17 protein-coding genes, 1 tRNA gene and 1 pseudogene are annotated in these 20,950 nt (G+C 44.6%); 10 read left to right on the plus strand and 9 right to left on the minus strand.

Going from position 1 to position 20,950, the window contains the following annotated elements:
• Entirely contained in the window at nucleotides 1-678 is a 678-nt protein-coding gene (locus tag E5342_RS01860; protein WP_121736925.1) for a thiamine diphosphokinase, read from the plus strand.
• A gap of 366 nt (nucleotides 679-1,044) precedes the next feature.
• On the opposite strand, the gene E5342_RS01865 is transcribed toward E5342_RS01860, so the two are convergent.
• Nucleotides 1,045-1,118, minus strand: a tRNA-Met gene (locus E5342_RS01865).
• A gap of 203 nt (nucleotides 1,119-1,321) precedes the next feature.
• Between E5342_RS01865 and E5342_RS01870 the strand changes: the two genes are divergently transcribed.
• The 4 genes from E5342_RS01870 (at nucleotide 1,322) to E5342_RS01885 (ending at nucleotide 6,177) form a co-directional block, all read left to right on the plus strand.
• Nucleotides 1,322-1,705: an START-like domain-containing protein gene (locus tag E5342_RS01870; protein ID WP_135958699.1), complete on the plus strand. Its 384-nt coding sequence runs from the start codon at nucleotides 1,322-1,324 to the stop codon at nucleotides 1,703-1,705.
• Nucleotides 1,706-1,807: 102 nt separating this feature from the next.
• Nucleotides 1,808-3,754 carry an LptF/LptG family permease gene (locus E5342_RS01875; RefSeq protein ID WP_121735172.1) on the plus strand — a complete coding sequence of 649 codons (1,947 nt, stop codon included), beginning with the start codon at nucleotides 1,808-1,810 and terminating at the stop codon, nucleotides 3,752-3,754.
• Between the two features lie 2 nt (nucleotides 3,755-3,756).
• Nucleotides 3,757-4,974 (plus strand): bifunctional 3,4-dihydroxy-2-butanone-4-phosphate synthase/GTP cyclohydrolase II, encoded by a 1,218-nt coding sequence (locus tag E5342_RS01880; RefSeq protein WP_121735171.1) that lies wholly within the window; start codon nucleotides 3,757-3,759, stop codon nucleotides 4,972-4,974.
• 9 nt (nucleotides 4,975-4,983) lie between these two features.
• Nucleotides 4,984-6,177 (plus strand): pyridoxal phosphate-dependent aminotransferase, encoded by a 1,194-nt coding sequence (locus E5342_RS01885; protein WP_121735170.1) that lies wholly within the window; start codon nucleotides 4,984-4,986, stop codon nucleotides 6,175-6,177.
• A 156-nt stretch (nucleotides 6,178-6,333) separates the two neighbouring features.
• On the opposite strand, the gene tsf is transcribed toward E5342_RS01885, so the two are convergent.
• From tsf to E5342_RS01915, 6 genes are all read right to left on the minus strand, one after another.
• Nucleotides 6,334-7,323, minus strand: a complete 990-nt coding sequence (gene tsf / locus E5342_RS01890) for a translation elongation factor Ts (protein WP_036610224.1) — start codon at nucleotides 7,321-7,323, stop codon at nucleotides 6,334-6,336.
• A 145-nt stretch (nucleotides 7,324-7,468) separates the two neighbouring features.
• Nucleotides 7,469-8,305, minus strand: a complete 837-nt coding sequence (gene rpsB / locus E5342_RS01895; RefSeq protein ID WP_005859482.1) for a 30S ribosomal protein S2 — start codon at nucleotides 8,303-8,305, stop codon at nucleotides 7,469-7,471.
• Nucleotides 8,306-8,445: 140 nt separating this feature from the next.
• Nucleotides 8,446-8,832, minus strand: a complete 387-nt coding sequence (rpsI, locus tag E5342_RS01900; RefSeq protein WP_036610221.1) for a 30S ribosomal protein S9 — start codon at nucleotides 8,830-8,832, stop codon at nucleotides 8,446-8,448.
• Nucleotides 8,833-8,837: 5 nt separating this feature from the next.
• Nucleotides 8,838-9,293 carry a 50S ribosomal protein L13 gene (rplM, locus tag E5342_RS01905; protein WP_036610218.1) on the minus strand — a complete coding sequence of 152 codons (456 nt, stop codon included), beginning with the start codon at nucleotides 9,291-9,293 and terminating at the stop codon, nucleotides 8,838-8,840.
• A 195-nt stretch (nucleotides 9,294-9,488) separates the two neighbouring features.
• Nucleotides 9,489-10,121, minus strand: coding sequence for a porin family protein (locus tag E5342_RS01910; protein WP_135958700.1), 633 nt, complete (start codon nucleotides 10,119-10,121; stop codon nucleotides 9,489-9,491).
• Nucleotides 10,122-10,203: 82 nt separating this feature from the next.
• On the minus strand, nucleotides 10,204-10,575 hold the full coding sequence (locus E5342_RS01915) for a hypothetical protein (protein ID WP_246867039.1): 372 nt from the start codon (nucleotides 10,573-10,575) through the stop codon (nucleotides 10,204-10,206).
• Nucleotides 10,576-10,992: 417 nt separating this feature from the next.
• Here E5342_RS01915 and dnaE point away from each other — a divergent pair, with 417 nt between their 5' ends.
• The gene (gene dnaE / locus E5342_RS01920) at nucleotides 10,993-14,796 is read left to right on the plus strand and encodes a DNA polymerase III subunit alpha (RefSeq protein ID WP_121735168.1); all 3,804 of its coding nucleotides are present in this window, start codon (nucleotides 10,993-10,995) and stop codon (nucleotides 14,794-14,796) included.
• An 87-nt stretch (nucleotides 14,797-14,883) separates the two neighbouring features.
• Nucleotides 14,884-15,201: a thioredoxin gene (gene trxA / locus E5342_RS01925; RefSeq protein ID WP_005867529.1), complete on the plus strand. Its 318-nt coding sequence runs from the start codon at nucleotides 14,884-14,886 to the stop codon at nucleotides 15,199-15,201.
• Between the two features lie 60 nt (nucleotides 15,202-15,261).
• On the opposite strand, the gene mnmD is transcribed toward trxA, so the two are convergent.
• A complete protein-coding gene (gene mnmD / locus E5342_RS01930) occupies nucleotides 15,262-15,924 on the minus strand; it encodes a tRNA (5-methylaminomethyl-2-thiouridine)(34)-methyltransferase MnmD (protein WP_121735184.1) in 663 nt (220 codons plus the stop codon).
• Between the two features lie 70 nt (nucleotides 15,925-15,994).
• On the opposite strand from mnmD, the gene E5342_RS01935 reads away from it, so the two are divergent.
• The 3 genes and pseudogenes from E5342_RS01935 (at nucleotide 15,995) to E5342_RS01945 (ending at nucleotide 19,601) form a co-directional block, all read left to right on the plus strand.
• Complete coding sequence (locus E5342_RS01935) at nucleotides 15,995-18,388, plus strand: TonB-dependent receptor (protein ID WP_121735167.1); 2,394 nt, start codon at nucleotides 15,995-15,997, stop codon at nucleotides 18,386-18,388.
• A 128-nt stretch (nucleotides 18,389-18,516) separates the two neighbouring features.
• Nucleotides 18,517-18,879 (plus strand): annotated as a pseudogene (locus E5342_RS01940) (sensor histidine kinase); the annotation flags it as partial.
• Nucleotides 18,880-18,995: 116 nt separating this feature from the next.
• A complete protein-coding gene (locus tag E5342_RS01945; RefSeq protein ID WP_121735166.1) occupies nucleotides 18,996-19,601 on the plus strand; it encodes a DUF4858 domain-containing protein in 606 nt (201 codons plus the stop codon).
• Here E5342_RS01945 and nudC read toward each other — a convergent pair.
• The gene (gene nudC, locus E5342_RS01950; protein ID WP_121735165.1) at nucleotides 19,572-20,345 is read right to left on the minus strand and encodes an NAD(+) diphosphatase; all 774 of its coding nucleotides are present in this window, start codon (nucleotides 20,343-20,345) and stop codon (nucleotides 19,572-19,574) included. The two genes, E5342_RS01945 and nudC, sit on opposite strands and share 30 nt — an antisense overlap.
• Nucleotides 20,346-20,950 lie beyond the last annotated feature (605 nt).

Raw genomic sequence — 20,950 nt, forward strand, 5'->3', positions numbered from 1 at the left:
ATGGAAGATAGTACGGAAGTGAAAGAAAAAGAATGTGTGGTCATAGCGAATGGGAGATTTCCTTCCGCTGAATTACCTTTGAGGTTATTAAAGGAAGCGAAAACAATTATCGCTTGCGATGGAGCCGTGAAAACGCTTTATGAAAAGGGTATTCATCCGGACGCTATTGTAGGAGACCTGGACAGCATACCCGCAGACCTGCACAAACGCTACGCCGACCGAATCCACCATGTAGAGGACCAAGAGATCAACGACCTCACCAAATCCGTCCGCTTCGCCCACGCCCAAGGCTATCGAGAAGTTCTTATATTAGGTGCTACCGGATTGCGTGAGGATCATACATTGGGAAATATATCCCTTCTTATGGATTATGCTCCTTTATTCAAGCGGGTGGAGATGTTATCGGACTACGGTCTTTTCACGCCTATCTTAAAAACAACAACCTTCGCTTCTTATCCGGGACAACAAATCTCCATTTTCGTTCTTTATCCCGAAGGGGAGATTAGTACGGAAGGACTCCGCTGGCCCATCTATCAACGAAAATTCACCTCATGGTGGCAAGGAACTCTCAACGAGGCTTTGGGAAATCAATTTACCGTCACCCTCTCCCCAGATTGCCGGGTAATCATTTACAGGGAAGCCCCCTATACGAAAAGTTTATGCGGCGAAGTCTATTAATCCGAATTCTTCGCCTTTAAACATTCAACCCCATTCTCTACAAAAGCCTTTACTGTGCCGCAAAGCATATTTCACTAAGGGATAGTATGGCCAAGCCCCACACAACCTAATCTTTTCACATCCGTGAAGAGATCTTTTCACCTATGTGATACAATCTCTTCACGGGTATGAAACGATCGTATCACATAGGTGAAACAATCTTCACATACAGATGAACAGTCTACTACCAATAATACTTTTATCCAATAGAAAAGCTCAACCGTAACAAATCCCCGTAAGCGCCTTCGTGTTCCTATTCACAGCCCTCATGTCATATCCCAGACATAAAAAAAGCAGCTACTTTTATTGTAGCTGCCTATTTTTAAGTAGCGAGACCCGGGATTGAACCGGGGACCTCATGATTATGAATCATGCGCTCTAACCAGCTGAGCTATCTCGCCATCATGTTACTGTCATTGTTTCTCTTATTGACGGTGCAAAAGTAGGGGTTATTTTTGAATTACACAACATTTTCAATAAAAAAAATCGCTTATTTTTTAAGGCCTCCATCTAAACAGTTAGTTATTAGTCACTTTTTTCATCATTAAAATTAGTTATTTTCAAATCTTTTATGTATCTTGCGGCAAATATAAGGATAAGAACAATGAAGAAAGAGAAGTTTCATATCGAATACATCTTCGATAAAGTTTCACGACGAAGCTTATGGAATCACCTAACCACCGCTTTGGGACTTTCCGCCTGGTTCGCCGACGAGGTCATTATAAATGGTAATCTCTATACCTTCAAATGGAGTAAAGAGGCCCAAGAGGCGACAGTGATCGACTCCAAGCCGGAGAACTTCATCCGTTACCGCTGGGTGGATGAGGAAGATGAGAATGCCTATTTCGAATTTATAATCCACACGATCGAATTAACGGGCTCTACGGCGCTTGAGATTACGGATTTCTCCGACCCCGGGGAGAAGAAGGATTCCATTAACTTATGGGACTCACAAGTGGAAGATTTGAAGCGAACGCTTGGTATTTAGAGTAGTTTTACAGAAATCTGTGGGGTGTTATCGTTTTTTACACTACTTTTGCCACTTCAACCAGATTAGGCAATGTTGAGAATAAAACGATTACATACATTTATGCTGCAGACATTCCTGCCGTTGTTTCTTATGACATTCGGTATTTGTCTGTTTATTGTGTTGATGCAATTTCTCTGGCGATACATCGACGATATGGTGGGAAAAGGCCTTGGCATCCCAGTATTAGCGGAGATGTTTATGTATGCGGCCTTATTTCTTGTCCCGATGGCACTTCCCTTGGCTATTCTATTAGCCTCATTAATGACTTTCGGAAATTTAGGGGAACGTCTGGAATTACTGGCCATGAAATCCGCCGGGGTATCATTGATACATATCATGCGCCCATTGATCGTAACACTCCTATTCGTGAGCGTGGGTGCCTTTTTTTTCCAAAACAACGTAATGCCCGTTGTCCAAGTCAAGCTATACACATTATTATATTCCATGCGCCAGAAATCGCCTGAATTGGATATTCCGGAAGGTTCATTCTATAAAGATATTCCCGGATTCAACGTATATGTGAAGAAAAAGGACCCGAAGGACGGCTTATTAAAAGACGTGATGATCTATGATTATTCGGAAGGATTCAATAACGCCCGTGTAATCGTAGCGGATTCCGGACGACTAAAGACATCTGCCGATAAATTATTCCTTGTCCTATCCTTATTTAACGGAGAATCTTTTGAGAACGTAGGTAAAAGCCAAGCCAACACGACGCAAGTGAGGACTGCCGTCCCCTATCGACGGGAATCGTTCAGCAGCAAGGATATCTTGATTGAATTCGACGCGAATTTCAACCGTACCGACGAATCTTTCATGCAGAACCAATATATGGGAAAGAACTTGAAAGATTTGCAAACCTCTATCGATTCGATGGGCGTACGCTTGGATAGCATCAAGGACGTGAACGCAAAAAGCATTTACGATGCCTCATATGTAAAAACACTAAAGTCCTTACGAGCTAAAAAAGAGAGTGAAGCCGAGGGGCAACCAGACGAGCAGCAAGAAAAACTGCCGGTAATCACTCCTACCATCCAATTGGATTTCGACAGTCTTTACCAAGCGCAGGCACCGAGTAGTAAAGCAGCTTTATTAGGCCGAGCCAAATCCTCGATCGAGAATATCAAGACGGATTATTATTTCCGTGCGGCCACAGTTGGCGACGAGGCTTATAAGGTACGCCGCCATTTGACGGAATGGCATAAGAAATTCACGGTATCGTTCGCTTGCATCATGTTCTTCTTTATAGGGGCGCCTTTAGGAGCCATTATCCGTAAAGGAGGATTGGGCGTGCCGGTCGTTATCTCGGTAATCTTATTTATCTTTTATTATATTATAGATAATATGGGCTTCAAGATGGCACGAGACGGTGTTTGGGACGCATGGGAAGGTATGTGGCTTAGTTCCGTGGTCCTAACGCCTATGGGTATATTCCTAACCTACAAAGCGGTTAAAGATTCTGTTATCTTGAATGCCGACACTTACGTGAACGCCATGAAGAACCTAATAGGTAAACGTGAAGGGCGAAAAGTGGAACGGAAAGAGGTGATCATATACACCCCGGATTATGAGGCCACTCTTCCCCAACTGGAGAAATTGGCGGAAGAAAGTACGATCTATCTGACAAACCATAAACGTTGGATCAATTATCTGACATTTTGGAAACAAGGAGGAAAAGATAACACAGCGGAACTGTTAGCTCAAGACACGGAAAATATCGTGGAGGAATTAAGTAATTCCGACCAGAATTTGCTCTTGAATAAATTGATGGACTACCCGATCATCGGAGGTTACAATAACAAGCTAAGCAAACATATAAATGGGAAGCTTGCTCTGGCTATCGGTATTTTCCTCCCGCTAGGATTACCGATCTACCTATTGGCTACGTACCAGCGTAAATTACTACGGCATGATATCGTCATGGTACAAAAGACCAGTAAGGAGCTGATCAATATGATATATTCATTACATTTGCTAAAAAATAACTCGGATATAAATAATCAATAAATATGAGCAAGATTCAATTAAACACCATCGAAGAAGCTATCGAGGATTTCCGTGAAGGAAAGTTCTTAATCGTTGTAGACGACGAGGACCGGGAGAATGAAGGAGACTTTATCATCGCGGCCGAGAAAGTAACCCCGGAAAAAATCAACTTCATGTTGAAAAACGGACGAGGTGTATTATGCGCCCCGATCACGGAAGAACGTTGCCTAGAGTTGGAACTGGATATGCAAGTTGCCAATAACACCTCTTTACTGGGTACTCCTTTCACGATAACAGTAGATAAATTAGGTGGAAAATGTACGACCGGCGTTTCCATGTACGACCGTGCGGAAACGATCTTGGCACTAGCTGATCCAAAGACCAAGCCATCTGATCTGGGACGTCCCGGACATATCAATCCGCTCCGTGCCCGTTCTCGTGGCGTGCTTCGCCGTGCGGGTCATACAGAGGCAGCCGTGGATTTGGCCCGATTAGCCGGTTTATATCCTGCCGGGGCCTTGATCGAGATTATCAACGAGGATGGAACCATGGCACGTCTGCCGCAATTAATTGAGGTAGCCAAGAAATTCGATATCAAGATCATTTGCATCAAGGATCTAATCGCTTATCGTCTCCGTACCGAATCGATCGTAGAGAACGGCGTAGAAGTAGATCTCCCTACTGAATACGGACATTTCCGTCTAATTCCTTTCCGCCAGAAAAGCAATGGATTAGAACATATAGCTTTGATAAAAGGCAAATTCGAGAAAGACGAGCCTATTTTAGTACGCGTACACTCATCTTGCGCTACAGGTGATATCTTCGGTTCCATGCGTTGCGAGTGCGGAGAGCAACTGCACGAAGCTATGCGCCGCATCGACCAAGAAGGCAAAGGGGTTATCATTTACCTGAACCAAGAAGGACGAGGCATCGGATTGATGGAGAAGATGAAAGCATACAAACTCCAAGAAGATGGTTTGGATACGGTGGATGCGAACTTACATTTAGGTCATCAAGCGGATGAGCGAGATTATGGTGTCGGAGCACAGATCTTACGTCATATCGGCGTAACGAAAATGCGTCTGATGAGCAATAATCCGGTAAAACGTGTAGGCCTGGAAGCTTATGGACTTGAGGTAGTAGAGAATGTTCCTATCGAAGTAAAACCGAATCCATACAACGAATTCTACATGAAAACGAAAAAGGAACGTATGGGGCATGTACTGCACAACATTAAATAATATACAATTATGACACAAGTCTCAGATCGTTTAGCGAGTTTATCGCCTTCAGCAACATTGGCGATGTCACAAAAGAGCGGTGAGTTGAAAGCTCAAGGTATCGATGTTATCAACTTAAGTGTGGGAGAACCTGATTTCAATACTCCCGATTTCATTAAAGAAGCCGCAAAGAAGGCGATTGACGATAATTTCTCACGTTATTCTCCTGTAGCGGGCTATCCGGCATTACGAAATGCTATCGTTACCAAATTGAAGAACGAGAACGGACTGGAATATACAGCAGGCCAGATCTCTTGCGCAAACGGTGCTAAACAATCCGTTTGTAATACAGTCATGGTATTGGTAAATCCGGGAGACGAGGTTATCATCCCGGCTCCTTTCTGGGTAAGCTATCCGGAGATGGTGAAGCTAGCGGAAGGAACTCCCGTTATTGTTCCGGCTGGTATTGAGCAGGATTTCAAGATCACTCCAGCTCAGTTGGAAGCCGCTATTACACCTAAGACAAAAGCGTTGATCCTTTGTTCTCCCTCCAATCCTACAGGTTCTGTTTACAGCGCCGAGGAATTGGCAGGTTTAGCGGAAGTATTGAAAAAACATCCGGATATCATCGTTATAGCGGATGAGATCTACGAACATATTAATTATATTGGTAAACACAACAGCATCGCTTCTATCGAAGGAATGAAAGACCGTACGGTTATCGTAAACGGCGTTTCCAAAGCGTATGCGATGACTGGCTGGCGTATCGGTTTCATCGCCGGACCGGAATGGATCGTAAAAGCGGTTAATAAATTACAAGGACAATATACCTCTGGCCCTTGCTCTGTATCTCAAAAAGCGGCGGAAGCGGCTTATACTGGCTCACAAGAACCCGTTGAGGAAATGCGTAAGGCCTTTGAACGCCGCCGTGACTTAATCGTTAATTTAGCGAAAGAAGTTCCGGGCTTCGAGGTGAATAAGCCGGAAGGCGCCTTCTACTTATTCCCCAAATGTAGTTATTATTACGGCAAGACAGATGGGAACCGTGTAATCAACAACGCTGATGACTTAGCCATGTATCTCTTAGAAGTAGCGCACGTAGCTTGCGTAGGAGGTACCTCTTTCGGGGCACCTGAGTGTATCCGCATGAGTTACGCTACCAGCGATGAGAATATCATGGAGGCGATCAAACGTATTAAAGATGCGTTAGCCGCGTTGAAATAAGAAAGAATAAAACCAGATATACTTAGTTGGCAAAGTAAGATATGCTGCATTGGACAAGTAAGTATATCTTCTATGGGCAAGTAAGCTATACTTCATAAAAAAGGCGATACATTGGGTTGTACCGCCTTTTTCTTTATATCAAATACGTTACCGCAATTATTCAGCACGCAAAGTGAAACGTTTGAACGCCAAGATTTGCAACTCAGGATCGATCTCCTTCATTGTCTCTCTTACAGTCTTCTTGCCATCCATGATGTCCTCTTGATTCAACAAGCAAACCTCTTTCAAGAACTTACCTAGACGACCCTTAGCGATATTCTCGATCATCTGTTGAGGTAAGTTAGCTGCCTTCTCAGCGGAAACAGTAGCGATGATTTCTTTTGCCTTAGCCACATCCTCCGCCGTAATCCAGCCTTTATCCATGTTACTTTCCATATGAGCCTCGCTGTCTACATGTGAAGGATTAATACCAGCCTTCTTCAATGCAGCCTCTACAGCCTTCTGTACCTGCTCGGCCTTCGTCTTCTCGATAGCAACCTGGATCTCTTTCTCTTTTACAGACTCAGGAACACCAGCCTCATCGATAGCGATCGGGTTCATAGCGGCGATCTGCATAACGATATTGTGAGCGGCTTCCTCAGACTCCTTGTTGAAAGCGGCGATCGTACAAAGTTGGTTCTTACCCATATGGTTGTATACAGTAGTGTAAGCACCTTCAACTACGCAGTAACCATCCAACTCCATTTTCTCGCCCGTGATACCACTACGATCCGTAACAGCGTCTTGGATCGTACCCTTACCCATAGGTAAAGCTTTCACCTCGTCCAAAGTACGGCATTTGTTAGCCACGGCAGCGTCCAAGATAGCTTGAGTCAAAGCCACGAAGTCCTCGTTCTTAGCCACGAAGTCTGTTTCGCACTTCAAAGCGATGATAGCGGCAAACTCGCCATCCTTCTTAGCCAATACACAACCCTCGGCAGCCTCACGATCAGAACGTTTAGCGGCGATAGCCTGTCCTTTTTTACGGATAATTTCCATTGCTTTCTCGATGTCACCGTCAGACTCAGTCAAAGCCTTCTTACAGTCCATCATACCAGCTCCACTCATTTTGCGCAGCTTAGTAATATCAGCCATTGTTACAGCCATAATCTTATTTCCTTATATCTTTAAAATGTTTATACTTTCAAAAATTGACAATGGACAGTTGTCAATTGACAAATCCTGTCAAAAGCCAACTGCCCATTGTATTTGTATTCTAATTGTCAATTGTCAACGTCAATTGTCAATCGAATTATTCTTCGTCTTTTGCGAACTTACCGGCAACGTTAGCGTTCAACGCATCGTCGTCTTCTTTCTTCGTACGTTCTTTCTTAACGGCAGCCTTTGCTTTGCGCTCTCTTTTCGGAGCCTCTTCAGCAGCCTCTGCGTCGATTTTCTCAGCCTTACGCTCTTGCAAGCCTTCATTCATGGCCTCGCAGATAGCACCCAAGATAACCTCTACAGACTTTGTAGCGTCATCGTTAGCCGGGATAACGTAATCGATATTGTTCGGATTAGAGTTCGTATCAACCATACCGAATACAGGGATACCCAAACGGTTAGCTTCGCGAACAGCGATATGCTCTTTCATCACGTCTACAACGAACAACGCTGACGGAAGACGAGTAAGGTCTACGATAGAACCTAAAGTCTTCTCCAACTTAGCACGTTGGCGAGTGATTTGAAGTTTTTCTCTCTTAGAAAGATTATCAAATGTACCATCTTTTGTCATCTTATCGATAGTAGCCATCTTCTTGATAGCTTTACGGATCGTCGGGAAGTTGGTCAACATACCACCCGGCCAACGCTCGATAACGTAAGGCATACCTACGGAAGCAGCCTTATCAGCGACAACTTGTTTAGCTTGTTTTTTGGTAGCCACGAAAAGAACTTTCTTGCCTTGTTTAGCCAAGTTCTTCATTACTTCAGCGGCTTCGTCTACTTTAGCAACTGTTTTATAAAGGTCAATGATATGAATACCATTGCGCTCCATGAAGATATAAGGAGCCATAGCGGGATTCCACTTTCTTTTTAAGTGTCCGAAGTGTACCCCAGCCTCTAATAATTGATCAAAATTTACTCTTGACATTGTTTTTTTCTTAAATCGTTTACTTTCTTTGTTTAATTTCAACCATCAGGTAGTCTTTCCGCATGTCCACATGTAAAAAGAATCCCGATAATTTAGATACTAAACGCTTCGCTTTACTTGTAAGGGACTCACAAATAACATTAACGTTTACTGAACTGGAATCTCTTACGAGCTTTCGGACGACCCGGTTTCTTACGCTCAACAGCACGAGGATCACGAGTTACGAATCCTTCTGCTCTCAAGACAGCCTTGTCTTCCGGATTAATTTTTATCAACGCACGAGCGATAGCCAAACGGGCAGCCTCAGACTGACCTTTGAAACCACCACCGTCAAGGTTGATCTTAATATCATATTGCTCAGCGACATTCAACTTTGCTAACGGCTGCTTTACGATAAACTGAAGGATTGAAGAAGGGAAGTATTTTTCCAGCTCACGCTTGTTGATCGTGATCTTTCCCGTACCTTCGCTAACGAATACGCGAGCGACTGCCGCTTTACGTCTTCCTATTGCATTTACTACTTCCATCGTGATTATTTATATGAGTTTATATCGATTAATTTAGGTTGTTGAGCCTCATGTTTGTGCTCTGTACCCTCATACACGTACATGTTGCTTAATAATTTAGCGCCAAGACGGTTCTTCGGTAACATACCTTTTACTACTTTACGGAACAGACGGTCGCCACCTTTCTTCAAAAGATCAGCCGGAGTATACTCGATCTGTCCACCGGGATATCCGGTATATCTCAAATAAATACGATCGTTCCACTTATTGCCAGTCAGAACGACTTTGTCTGCATTGATGATGATTACGTTATCACCACAGTCAACGTGCGGAGTGAAATTGGGTTTGTACTTACCGCGCAAAAGCTTCGCTACTTTAGCGCAAAGGCGACCTAACGTCTGACCTTCGGCGTCAACAATGACCCACTCTTTGTTTACAGTTGCCTTGTTTGCAGAAATGGTCTTAAAACTTAAAGTATCCACTGCTTAAAAATTAAATTAATTAATAACTCAAAAAACTAGCCTTACCTACATTGCCACAACGGACACATGATGCAACAACGTGCTAAGAACTAAACTCTTAGTACAATTTGATAATAATCGGCTTGCAAAGGTACGGGTTTTATCCGAAATACCAAACAAATCTAACTATTTTTCAAGTTATTATGAAGATACTCATCACTTACGGAAGTAATACCCCAAAGAGAATGTCACGTTATTTTGATAAACGGAAGTCTCGCCGTCACGCTTCAAGGCACGGCGGTCTATCATGCCGCATAGGGAACTTACGGAAAAGAAAAAGTTACTATATTCCACCGATAGGCCGACATTCATGCCAAAATCGCAAGGTTTTAAATCCTTCTCCTCGGATACGCCGAAATGGAGATCTGGATTGGTCTCCCGACTCTTCATCTTGCCAAACAAGGACCAATCAAAGGTAGGACCAGCGAATACGGACAGATGAACGTCCGTGAAGGTAAACGTATAAGCCACATCCACAGGTATCTGCAAAGAGTAATACCAACATTTATTATGAAGCGCCATTCCATGCATATCCTGATTCGAATAATAAGCACCACCTTGGTTCACGAACGCCACCTCAGGACGAAGCGACCATTTCTTATTTTTGCTCAAAGGAATATCCGCCAACCCCGCTACGCTAAAACCGAAACGGGCTCCCGCCTCATACCTATCCTCTACTTTCTGGATCAACGAAGAATAAGCACCTCCGGCACGTACGCCGAAAGAAACCTGAGCTATTGCCGGTAAAATCATCATCACGGCAATCAACAACAATCCGATTTTTCTCATAAACTTCCTCATTTGCTTTTCCTTCTAACAGTAAGCAAAGATATACATTTTTCAATAACATCTACATTTATCATAATGAAACCTATAAGAAAGCGGTAAAAAAAGCACGGCTTTGCCATGTAAGCTTTAACGAATGGCACAACATGATACCATCATTGATATACTGCAACTGATAAACATAAACGTAGCCCTTATCAGCTCTAGCTTGTACCGTCACACGGCCATCCTTATTGTAAACGAAGCTGCGCTCGATGACCGTACGTTTGTTATCCTCTTTTACCAATTGCCATTGAGCGGCACCAGATACCTCGTTAGCGAACTTACCGTTCTTGTTTAATTGGAAGTTGGTTGTAGAACCGGTTTGATTCTTAGCAGCCGCATACCACTTATTGGAAGTCTCGTTGTTATCGCAAGCGAAAGCCATCGTCACCAAAGTCTCATCGTCTAGGTTCAAGAAACCTGCGTACGGATCAACGTTGGCAACGAGATATTCATCTACCTATGGAGAAATCATCCAATCGGGCCGAGCATCGGGTTCATCGTATTACCAGGTCTCTTCCTGTGCATAGAAAAGATACTCCCGAGGATCGCAAAACTATTCCAGCTATATCCCCATCCCAGTTTGCGCAGCATAGAGGAGTCTGGTTCTTTTTGGCGGCCGACAAGTAATCTAAGTGCATCGACCAAGTATCTTAGTTGCGCTGGCCAAGTATCTTAAGATACTTGGTCGATGAAGTTAAGATACTTTATCTAATAAGGGTATTTTAATGTGGTTGCCCTAGTACAGGAAAAGAAGTAATCCTCATATCAAAATATTTCCTACCTTTACACTCGCATCTCAAAAGAGATAAGAGACTATACATTAATATATATGGAACCGTTTATTCATTTACACGTACATACCCAGTATTCCTTGCTGGACGGACAGGCATCCATCGACGCATTGATCGACAAAGCGTACAAAGATGGGATGCGTGCGATCGCCGTAACAGACCATGGCGTTATGTTCGGTATCAAGGAGTTTTTCAACAAGGTTAGCAAGAAGAATAGCAAACCTCTCGGGATCATCAAGGACTCCGAGAAAGAACTAAAACCACTGCTCGCCAAGGAAGGCCCAACTGATGAGGAACAACAAAGGATAACGGAACTGCAACAACAAATCGCCGAGGCGAAAGCCTCTATCTTCAAGCCGATCATCGGGTGCGAATGTTATTGCGCTCGCAACGGAAGGCATAGCAAACTGGCTTCGCAAGACGACCGTAGCGGCTGGCACTTAATCGTTCTGGCCAAAAATAAGAACGGATATAAAAACCTGATCAAGATGGTATCCCTCTCATGGACGGAAGGATTCTACGGACGTCCGCGTATCGACAAAGAGTTGTTGGAGAAATACCATGAGGATCTGATCATCTGCTCCGCTTGTTTAGGAGGAGAGATTCCACAGCATATCATGCACGGACGAATTGATAAGGCCGAGGAGTCTATCAAATGGTTCAAAAACTTATTCGGAGAGGACTATTACCTTGAGATGCAACGGCACGAGACACACGACCCGAACGCCGATTGTACGATTTTTCCGCATCAACAAGAGGTGAACAAGGTACTGATCGAACTTGCTCACAAACATAATATCAAGCTAATCGCCACCAACGACGTCCATTTCGTCCATGCCGACGACGCTGAGGCCCACGACCGCCTGATCTGCCTTAGTACCGGCAAAGACTTGGACGACCCCAAGCGTATGCGCTACTCCAAGCAAGAATGGATGAAGACAACCGCCGAAATGAACACCATCTTCGCCGATATCCCCGAAGCTTTGAGTAATACGCTTGAGATAGCCAAAAAGGTAGAATTCTACTCTATTGATAGCGGTCCTATCATGCCGACTTTCGCCATTCCCGAGGAGTTCGGTACCGAGGAGTCCTACCGCCAGAAATTGACAGAGCATGATTTATTTGAGGAATTCACCCGGGATGAGAATGGTAATGTCGTATTAAGCGAGGAAGAAGCGCACTCCAAAATCAAGAAATTAGGTGGATACGACAAACTATACCGTATCAAGCTGGAAGCCGACTATTTGGCGAAATTGACATACGACGGAGCCAAGGAGCTTTACGGAGACCCCTTGAACGATGAAGTAAAGGAGCGTCTGAACTTCGAGTTGCATATCATGAAGACCATGGGTTTTCCCGGCTACTTCTTGATCGTACAAGATTTCATCCGGGCCGCTCGCGAGGAACTTGGCGTATCAGTAGGACCGGGACGTGGTTCGGCCGCCGGATCTGCCGTAGCTTATTGCTTAGGGATCACCAAGATCGACCCGATCAAATACGACCTCCTGTTCGAGCGTTTCTTGAATCCGGACCGTATCTCCCTCCCCGATATCGATACCGACTTCGATGATGACGGTCGTGGCGAGGTATTGCGCTGGGTAACGGATAAATATGGCGCTGAGCGTGTAGCTCATATCATTACCTATGGAACGATGGCTACCAAGTCCGCTATAAAGGATGTCGCCCGGGTACAGAAATTACCGTTAGCCGAATCGAACCGATTAGCCAAACTGGTTCCGGATAAGATCCCCGACATGAAAAAATTCAAATTGGGCGACGCCATCAAGTATGTGCCGGAACTAAAAGAGGCGGCTAACGGAAATGATCCGCTGGCACGGGATACCTTGAAATACGCCCAGATGCTGGAAGGCAACGTCCGTAACACGGGTGTGCATGCCTGCGGCGTCATCATCGGACGTTATGATATATCGGATGTCGTACCCGTCAGTACGGCGAAAGACAAGGATACCGGGGAGGAAATGCTGGTTACCCAATACGAGGGTTCCGTGATCGAGGAAACCGGATTGATCAAGATGGACTTCTTGGGCCTGAAGACCTTGTCCATCATCAAAGAGGCGATCGAGAACGTGAAACTGACTACCGGAGAAGATCTAGATATCGACCATATCAGCCTAGAAGATCCGGCCACCTACAAATTATATTGCGACGGAAAGACAACCGGTACATTCCAGTTCGAGTCTGCCGGTATGCAAAAATATTTGAAGGAATTGCAACCTTCCAAATTCGAGGACTTGATCGCTATGAACGCCCTGTATCGTCCAGGCCCAATGGATTACATCCCTTCTTTTATCGCCCGTAAACAGGGCAAAGAGGAGATCATGTACGATATTCCTGTCATGGAACGTTACCTGAAAGATACGTATGGTATTACAGTCTATCAGGAGCAGGTCATGCTTCTATCCCGTTTGCTCGCCAACTTCACACGTGGCGAGAGTGATGCCTTACGTAAGGCGATGGGTAAGAAGCTGATCGAGAAGATGAACCATTTGAAGTCTAAGTTTATGGCCGGTGGTCAAGCCAACGGCTATAAAGAAGAAACTTTAAACAAGATCTGGTCCGACTGGGAGAAGTTCGCCTCATACGCTTTCAATAAGAGTCACGCTACTTGTTATTCATGGGTGGCTTATCAGACCGCTTATTTGAAAGCGAACTTCCCGTCCGAGTATATGGCCGCCGTCTTGAGCCGAAGCTTATCCAATATCACGGATATCACGAAGTTCATGGATGAGTGCAAGGCGATGGGTATTCAGGTATTGGGGCCGGACGTGAACGAGTCGATCTTGAAGTTCAGCGTAGATAAGGATAAGAACATCCGCTTCGGGCTAGGTGCCGTGAAAGGCGTAGGTGAGTCCGCCGTACAAAATATCATAGAGGAACGCAAAAAGAACGGCCCATACAAGAGTATCTTCGATTTCGTGGAACGGGTAAACCTGACCGCTTGTAATAAGAAAAACATAGAGTCTATGGCTCTGGCTGGAGCGTTCGATAACTTCAGTATCCAGCGTGAGCAATTCTTCGCCGACAATGGAAAAGGGGAATTATTCTTGGATACCTTGGTTCGCTATGGTAACAAATATCAGATGGATAAAAGCACGGCAGCCAACTCTTTATTCGGTGGAGACGCCTTGATCGCTATCGCTAAACCGGAAATCCCGCAATGCGAGCGTTGGAGCGATCTCGAACGCCTGAATAAAGAGAAGGAGTTGGTCGGTATTTATTTGTCTGCCCACCCATTGGATGAATACCGTATCATATTAAAATATGTATGCAATACCGGTATGATAGAACTTAACGAGCGGGAAACCTTACAAGGCCGGGAGGTTTTATTAGGTGGTATCGTCACCGGTTTCCGGGAAGGAATGACCAAGAACGGAAAGCCTTACGGAATCTTGAAGATCGAGGACTTCACAGGCAGTGGCGAGATCCCTCTCTTCGGACAGGATTATATCGAATACAGCAAATATGGTAAAATCGGAATGTATCTCTTGATCACCGCCCGCATAGAGCCTAGCCGTTGGGATCCTAATAAACTGGACTTCAAGATTGGTACCGTCAACCTTTTACAAGACGAGAAAGACAAGCTGATCGAGAAAATCAGTATCACAGTCCCGATCCATGATTTGGACGAGCCGACAATCAATGAGCTTTCGGTATTGATCAAGAACAATCCGGGCCATAGCTTGTTATATTTTAAAGTCGTCGATGGGGAGCACAACATCTCCCTGAATCTTTTCTCCCAAAATATCCGCTTAAACGTGACACGCGAGCTGGTGGACTTTTTACAGGAGAACGAGAATATCGATTTTAAAATTAATGGCTAAAGTTGTACGACGCTGAAAGAATTTGTACTTTTGGCGTCATAACAATCATTAGACTATAATTCATAATTAAATAATACATAATTCAAAATGGCACTACAAATTACAGACGCTAATTTCGAGGAGTTAGTTAACTCAGGAAAGCCCATGGTTCTTGACTTTTGGGCAGAGTGGTGTGGCCCTTGCCGCATGGTCTCTCCTATCATTGATGAATTGGCAACCGAGTACGAAGGTCGTGTGACGATCGGTAAAATGAACGTTGACGAGAATGACGATGTAGTCGGACAATTCGGTATCCGCAACATCCCTACCGTTCTTTTCTTCAAAGATGGTAAGATGGTTGATAAAGTAGTAGGCGCTACGGCTAAGGATAAGTTCGTAGAAAAGATCGAGGCAATGCTTAAATAATTGAAAGTTGAGAATTGAGAATTGAAAATACCGAGGAATACGCTCTGTAACTTTCAATTCTCAATTTTTAATACCCCTAAGTATATGTCGCTTGCCCGGAGGACCGGAAAGACGGCTCATCTCAAAACCAGCCGCTTGCATACCTCTGCGTACCTCTCCTTTTGCGCAATAGGTTACGATCACTCCGTCCGGTGCGGTATGAGCATACAAACGATTATAGATTTCCTGATTCCACATCTCCGGTTGTTTCTCGGGCGCAAATGCGTCGAAATAGATCAAATCAATATCATCCGGTAGTTCACAGGCGTTACTATTTCCTTTTATTTTATGAAGTGTAAAGCACTCTGAGATTGAAACGGGAGTATTCCACTCCGCCTCATGCAAGGCTAAGAATAGCTCTTTTCTCTCCGGCCAGATCAGCTCCCCATAATTCAAGGCACGAATCGTATCTAAAGGAAGCGGGTATAACTCCACTGTATGATAATCAATATGATGTGCTTGAGATAGCTCGACATCCTTCAATGTCAAGAAGGCATTCAGTCCTGTACCGAAGCCAACTTCCATGATTCGGATAAAGTCTTTCTCCAGCGCATGCAATCCCGCCTCAATAAATATATGTCTCGATTCCTGCAACGCCCCGTTCACGGAATGATAATGTTCATCCATCGCCGGAATATATAGTGTATGGCTTCCATCCGCCGTTATCTGTAATTCTTTCTCCATATGTATGCAAAGATAATACATACGAATCAGAATAATACTTATCTTTACCGCTATAAATATGATATAAGATATGGATAGACGCCATCTTTACTTCTTACTATTCTTATTATGTACCATACAAGCCGCTATCGGTCAACAGCGCTCCTTCTCTATCAAGGGAGTCGTAAAAGATGCGTCAAGCGGACAGCCGATACCTTTCGCTAACGTAGTGGTATGGAACACGACGCAAGGGGCGGTCACCGATTCCATCGGATTATTCGAGATATCCGGCATATCACCCGGAAGCTATCGTCTCCAATCCTCCTTTCTGGGATATAAGCCATTCGTTACCGCCGAATTCAGACTAGCGAATAAAGATATATTCTTCCCGATCGAGCTAGAGGAAGCCAGCCAGAACCTGCAAGAGGTTAGCGTAGTAGCCTCTCCGTTCCGTAAAACCGCCGAAAGTCCGCTAGGACTCCGTGTAATCGGTTTCAAGGAGATAGAGAAAAGCGCGGGAGGAAACCGGGATATCTCCCGGGTAGTACAAACCTTTCCCGGAGTAGCGTCTACGGCAGCGTTTCGTAACGACTTAATGGTAAGAGGAGGAGGTCCCTCGGAAAACCGTTTCTTTCTGGATGGCGTAGAAATACCGAATATCAACCATTTCTCTACTCAAGGAGCCTCCGGAGGTCCGGTCGGTATTATCAATCCCGATTTTATCCGAGAGGTCAACTTTTATTCGGCCGCATTCCCCGCATCCAAAGGGAATACTTTAAGTTCGGTATTGGATTTTAAACTACAAGATGGAAATAAGGAGAAATTCTCATTGCGAGGAGTCCTAGGAGCCTCAGATATCGGTGTGTCCGCTAATGGACCGCTAGGAAAAAAGACCACTTACCAAGTGTCTGTTCGTCGCTCTTACCTTCAATTCCTTTTCGATATGATCGGCTTACCGTTCTTACCTACTTTCACGGATGCCCAATTCAAGATTAAGCACTCCTTCAACCCCAAGAATGAGCTTACAGTTCTCGGATTAGGGGCGATCGATGATATGAAGCTGAATACAGGAATGGAAGACATGAGCGAGAAAAACCAATATATCCTCTCTTACTTGCCGGTCGTAAAACAAAAAACGTATACCCTTGGAGCGGTTTATAAACACTACGCCGGTAAAAATCTCTACTCGGTCATTATCAGCCGTAGCCAGACCAACAATAAGAATATTAAATATAAAGACAACGATGAAAGCAAGGAAGAGAACCTCTCCTTAAATTACCGTTCGGACGAGATCGAGAATAAATTCCGAACGGAAAACACGTTCCGCTTACCACTCATTCAATTGAATGTCGGGGGAAATATCGAATACGCCCAATACACGAATGACACCTATCAAAAGCAATTTACCTCTATCCCCCGTACCATCGTATATCAAACAGACCTTGGCATATGGAAGTGGGGTATCTATGCCACGGCTATTTATGAGAGTTATAACGAGCGGTTTACCGCCTCTTTAGGTGTTCGTGCGGACGCAAACAATTATTCCTCGGATATGAATAATTTGTTAGATCAGTTATCTCCTCGCCTATCCTTATCCTACCGTTTGTCCGATCCGCTTTATATAAACGCGAATATCGGACGCTACTACGAGCTTCCTCCTTATACGACATTGGGATTCAAGGATAATGAAGGTAATTATGTAAACCGGGCAAATCATTTAAGCTATATCCGAAGCGACCAAGCCGGATTAGGCTTGGAATACCGTCCTACCTCATACTTGAAATTCACGGCCGAAGGATTCTATAAACATTATGATCGTTATCCGATGTCCATACTTGACAGTATCCCACTCGCGTCGAAAGGTACGGACTATGGTGTCTTGGGAAATGAGGCCGTATCGTCTACCGCTACAGGGCGAGCTTATGGGCTTGAGATCATGGGACGTTGGTACAATTATAAAGGGCTTACTTTCATCGCATCCTACACTTTGGTAAGAAGCGAATTCAAGGATGGGAGAAATATGGACACTTATCTTCCCTCGGCTTGGGACAATAAGCATCTGTTCACGTTTAGCGGGACTTATTCTTTACCCAAGAATTGGGACGTAGGCGCCAAGTTCCGGGTAGTAGGAGGCGCTCCCTATACGCCTTACGATGTAGAAAAGAGTAGTTATGTAGAAGCTTGGGACGCTAATAACGGGCTATACTATGATTACAGCCGGTTTAACAGCGAACGGCTCAAGCCATTCACGCAGTTAGATATCCGTATCGATAAAACATTTTACTTCAAAAAGATCATGCTTGGAGCCTATATCGACATCCAAAACATATTGAATTCCAAATACAAAGAGCAAGACGTATATATCAAAACAGGTAAAATTATCAACCCGGAAGTTCCCATATATGAACAACGGTACGAATTAAGACCGATAGAACGTCTTACAGGAACGCTTCTACCAAGTATCGGAGTGATGATCGAGTTATAGATTTTACCGTAATAGATTCTTTTTATTTTGAATTTCAATAATTAGTCATAAATCTTTCCCATCTTTGTGGTCTGTATGAACAACAAATAGTACTTTAATTACAAATAAACACATAAATTGGTAGGAAAAATGTCAATCAACTATTCTCCGAGATCGAGCAGTCTTCCCACCTGAAAGCGGCGGATGGGGTGCAGGTATGCTTTGTCGAGAAGATCCCGAATTGTATCTTACGTACTGGCCGTAACCGTATCTCCCAAGTCATCACGAACTTTATCAACAATGCCATCAAGTTCACAACTCAAGGTAGCTTCCTGTTCGGCTACCGTCGTAGAGATGACGAGTTGTATTTCTACGTAAAAGATACGGGATGCGGTATCGCCAAGGATAAGATCGATCAGGTTTTCACCCATTTCGTCAAGTTAAATAGCTTTACGCAAGGAACGGGATTGGGGTTATCGATCTGCGAGATGATCATCAAACAATATCCGGGATAAAAGTCCGCAAAGAGGGTTAAGATTAAGTAAACGGTAAGACTATTTAAGTGAAAGAAAAAACGAGGAGAAAGAAGGAAGGCTATCTTTGAACGCAATTAACAACCCAAGCGTTCATGAGAGCACTATTGATTGGATTTTTCGTCTGTATAAACATACACTTAGGCTATGCGCAATGGACTGAGCAAGACTCAGTCTGGCTACAGGCTGTATTAGCAGGCAAAGATTCCATCAAACTGAACCCCGAATTCCAGAAAGCAATCCAAAGCGGTTCTTTCCTCAACCCGGAACCGGGAAAACCGACGGGGAAACCTCAACTAGCCGCTCCCAGCGATATCCCTATCACCAAAGATTTCTCAGAATATATCCAACAAGACGATACGACACATCGGAAAGTCGCGTTGAGAGACTTACCGCCCTCGGTATTCTGGCGACATAATCCACCGTATAAAAAGATACTGCCCGTCTATCAATCCATCTTAAATGAATTGAAAAGGATACCGTCCGGTAGCCGTACCTCACTAGCGACCTTCGACTTAGGAAGGATGACCAGTCGGAAAACATATATCCGTAGACGCAACGCAAAACGCAACGCAACTTGGCAAAACTACGGAAACCTACCCACCCCTGATGTCATCTCCAAAAGGAAGAAATTCGAAAGACAACAGGCCGAGGCCGCAAAAAAGGACTCTTCACTCATGATCCAACCACCAATCGATTAACTTACGGGCCAAGCTCAACTTACGGGGGATCTCCGGTAGGTTATCTTTGGTATAGAAGGCACCAGAGCTTAGCTCCTCATCCTGCAACTTAATCTCCCCGCTCACATAATCCGCCACGAAGCCTACCATCAAGCCACTCGGATAAGGCCATGGTTGGTTTCCGAAATAAGTGATATTATCGACCTCTAAACCCGTTTCCTCACGTACCTCCCGGCGCACGCACTCTTCCAAGGTCTCGCCAACTTCCAAGAATCCGGCCACTAACCCGTGGAAAGTTCCCCGGAAATTACGGGCATGTACCAAAAGAATCGAATCCTCCTTACGGATCAAAACGATCATCGCCGCCGAGATTGTCGGATAGATCTCATGCCGGCAAGAAGGACATTGCTTCGTGATGGGCGTAGTCTGCACGGTAGGAGTACCGCATACCGGGCAGAAACGGCTATGGCTATCCCAATAAAGCAATTGATAAGCCTTACCCGCCTTCTCGTAACACGCTCTCGGGATATAATCCCAAGAGGCACGCAATCCCATATGTACGTAACGATCATCCCCCTCCACCGGAGCATCCAGCTCTGCCGTACGAGCGGGAAGCCCATCCCGGTAATCAACCTCCAGCGTACGGGAAACCGGAACCGGGGGATTCTCGCCATAGGGGATGGTATACGTATCATTCTCTTTCTGAAGCAACAGCTGGTCTTTATAAAAAAGGAACCAATAACAGGGTTTATTTGAAGTTTCCATGCTGATATTTCCAAATTATCTTTCCGTATTCAAAACATCCGCGAACTTACGAATTAAAATCCAATAACACACATCCGCCCTCCCCGCGGCACCCCCCGTAACAATCGGGAGGGCCGGATTGTTCACCACCCCGGCGGGCGGAAAAACGGTTCACCCAAACCCGCTTAATAATTCATAAAGTAACCTAATCGTTTTAACACGAAAAACGCCATTTTAGCCCAAAAACAGGGCCGTAGTAGGGCCGCTGTAGGGCCGTTGTAAGGCCGCTGTAAATCCCATTCCAGTGATCGGCGTTAAAACGGAGGAAGAATTTTAACGTTACGGCCCGTTTTCGGCCCTGTCTGTTAAAAGCGATTTAACACGAAAAAAAGGCATGTTGTTATAAGGCTGTGAGGGAGAAGAAGAGGCACTCGCGAAACAGGGTAAGTGGCCGGGGCGGGGGGTTCCCCGGGGATAGGATAAGGATCAGCCGACGGGGCATTAATCCGGAGCGAGAGGTTTATATTCATAAACAATGTTAATATTATAAATAAATTTAAATGATCAACATATAAAAAAGGAATCAAATATATACATTTGCAATCATTTTAACAGATAAATATAGA

Source organism: Parabacteroides distasonis (genome assembly GCF_004793765.1).
Classification (GTDB): domain Bacteria; phylum Bacteroidota; class Bacteroidia; order Bacteroidales; family Tannerellaceae; genus Parabacteroides; species Parabacteroides distasonis_A.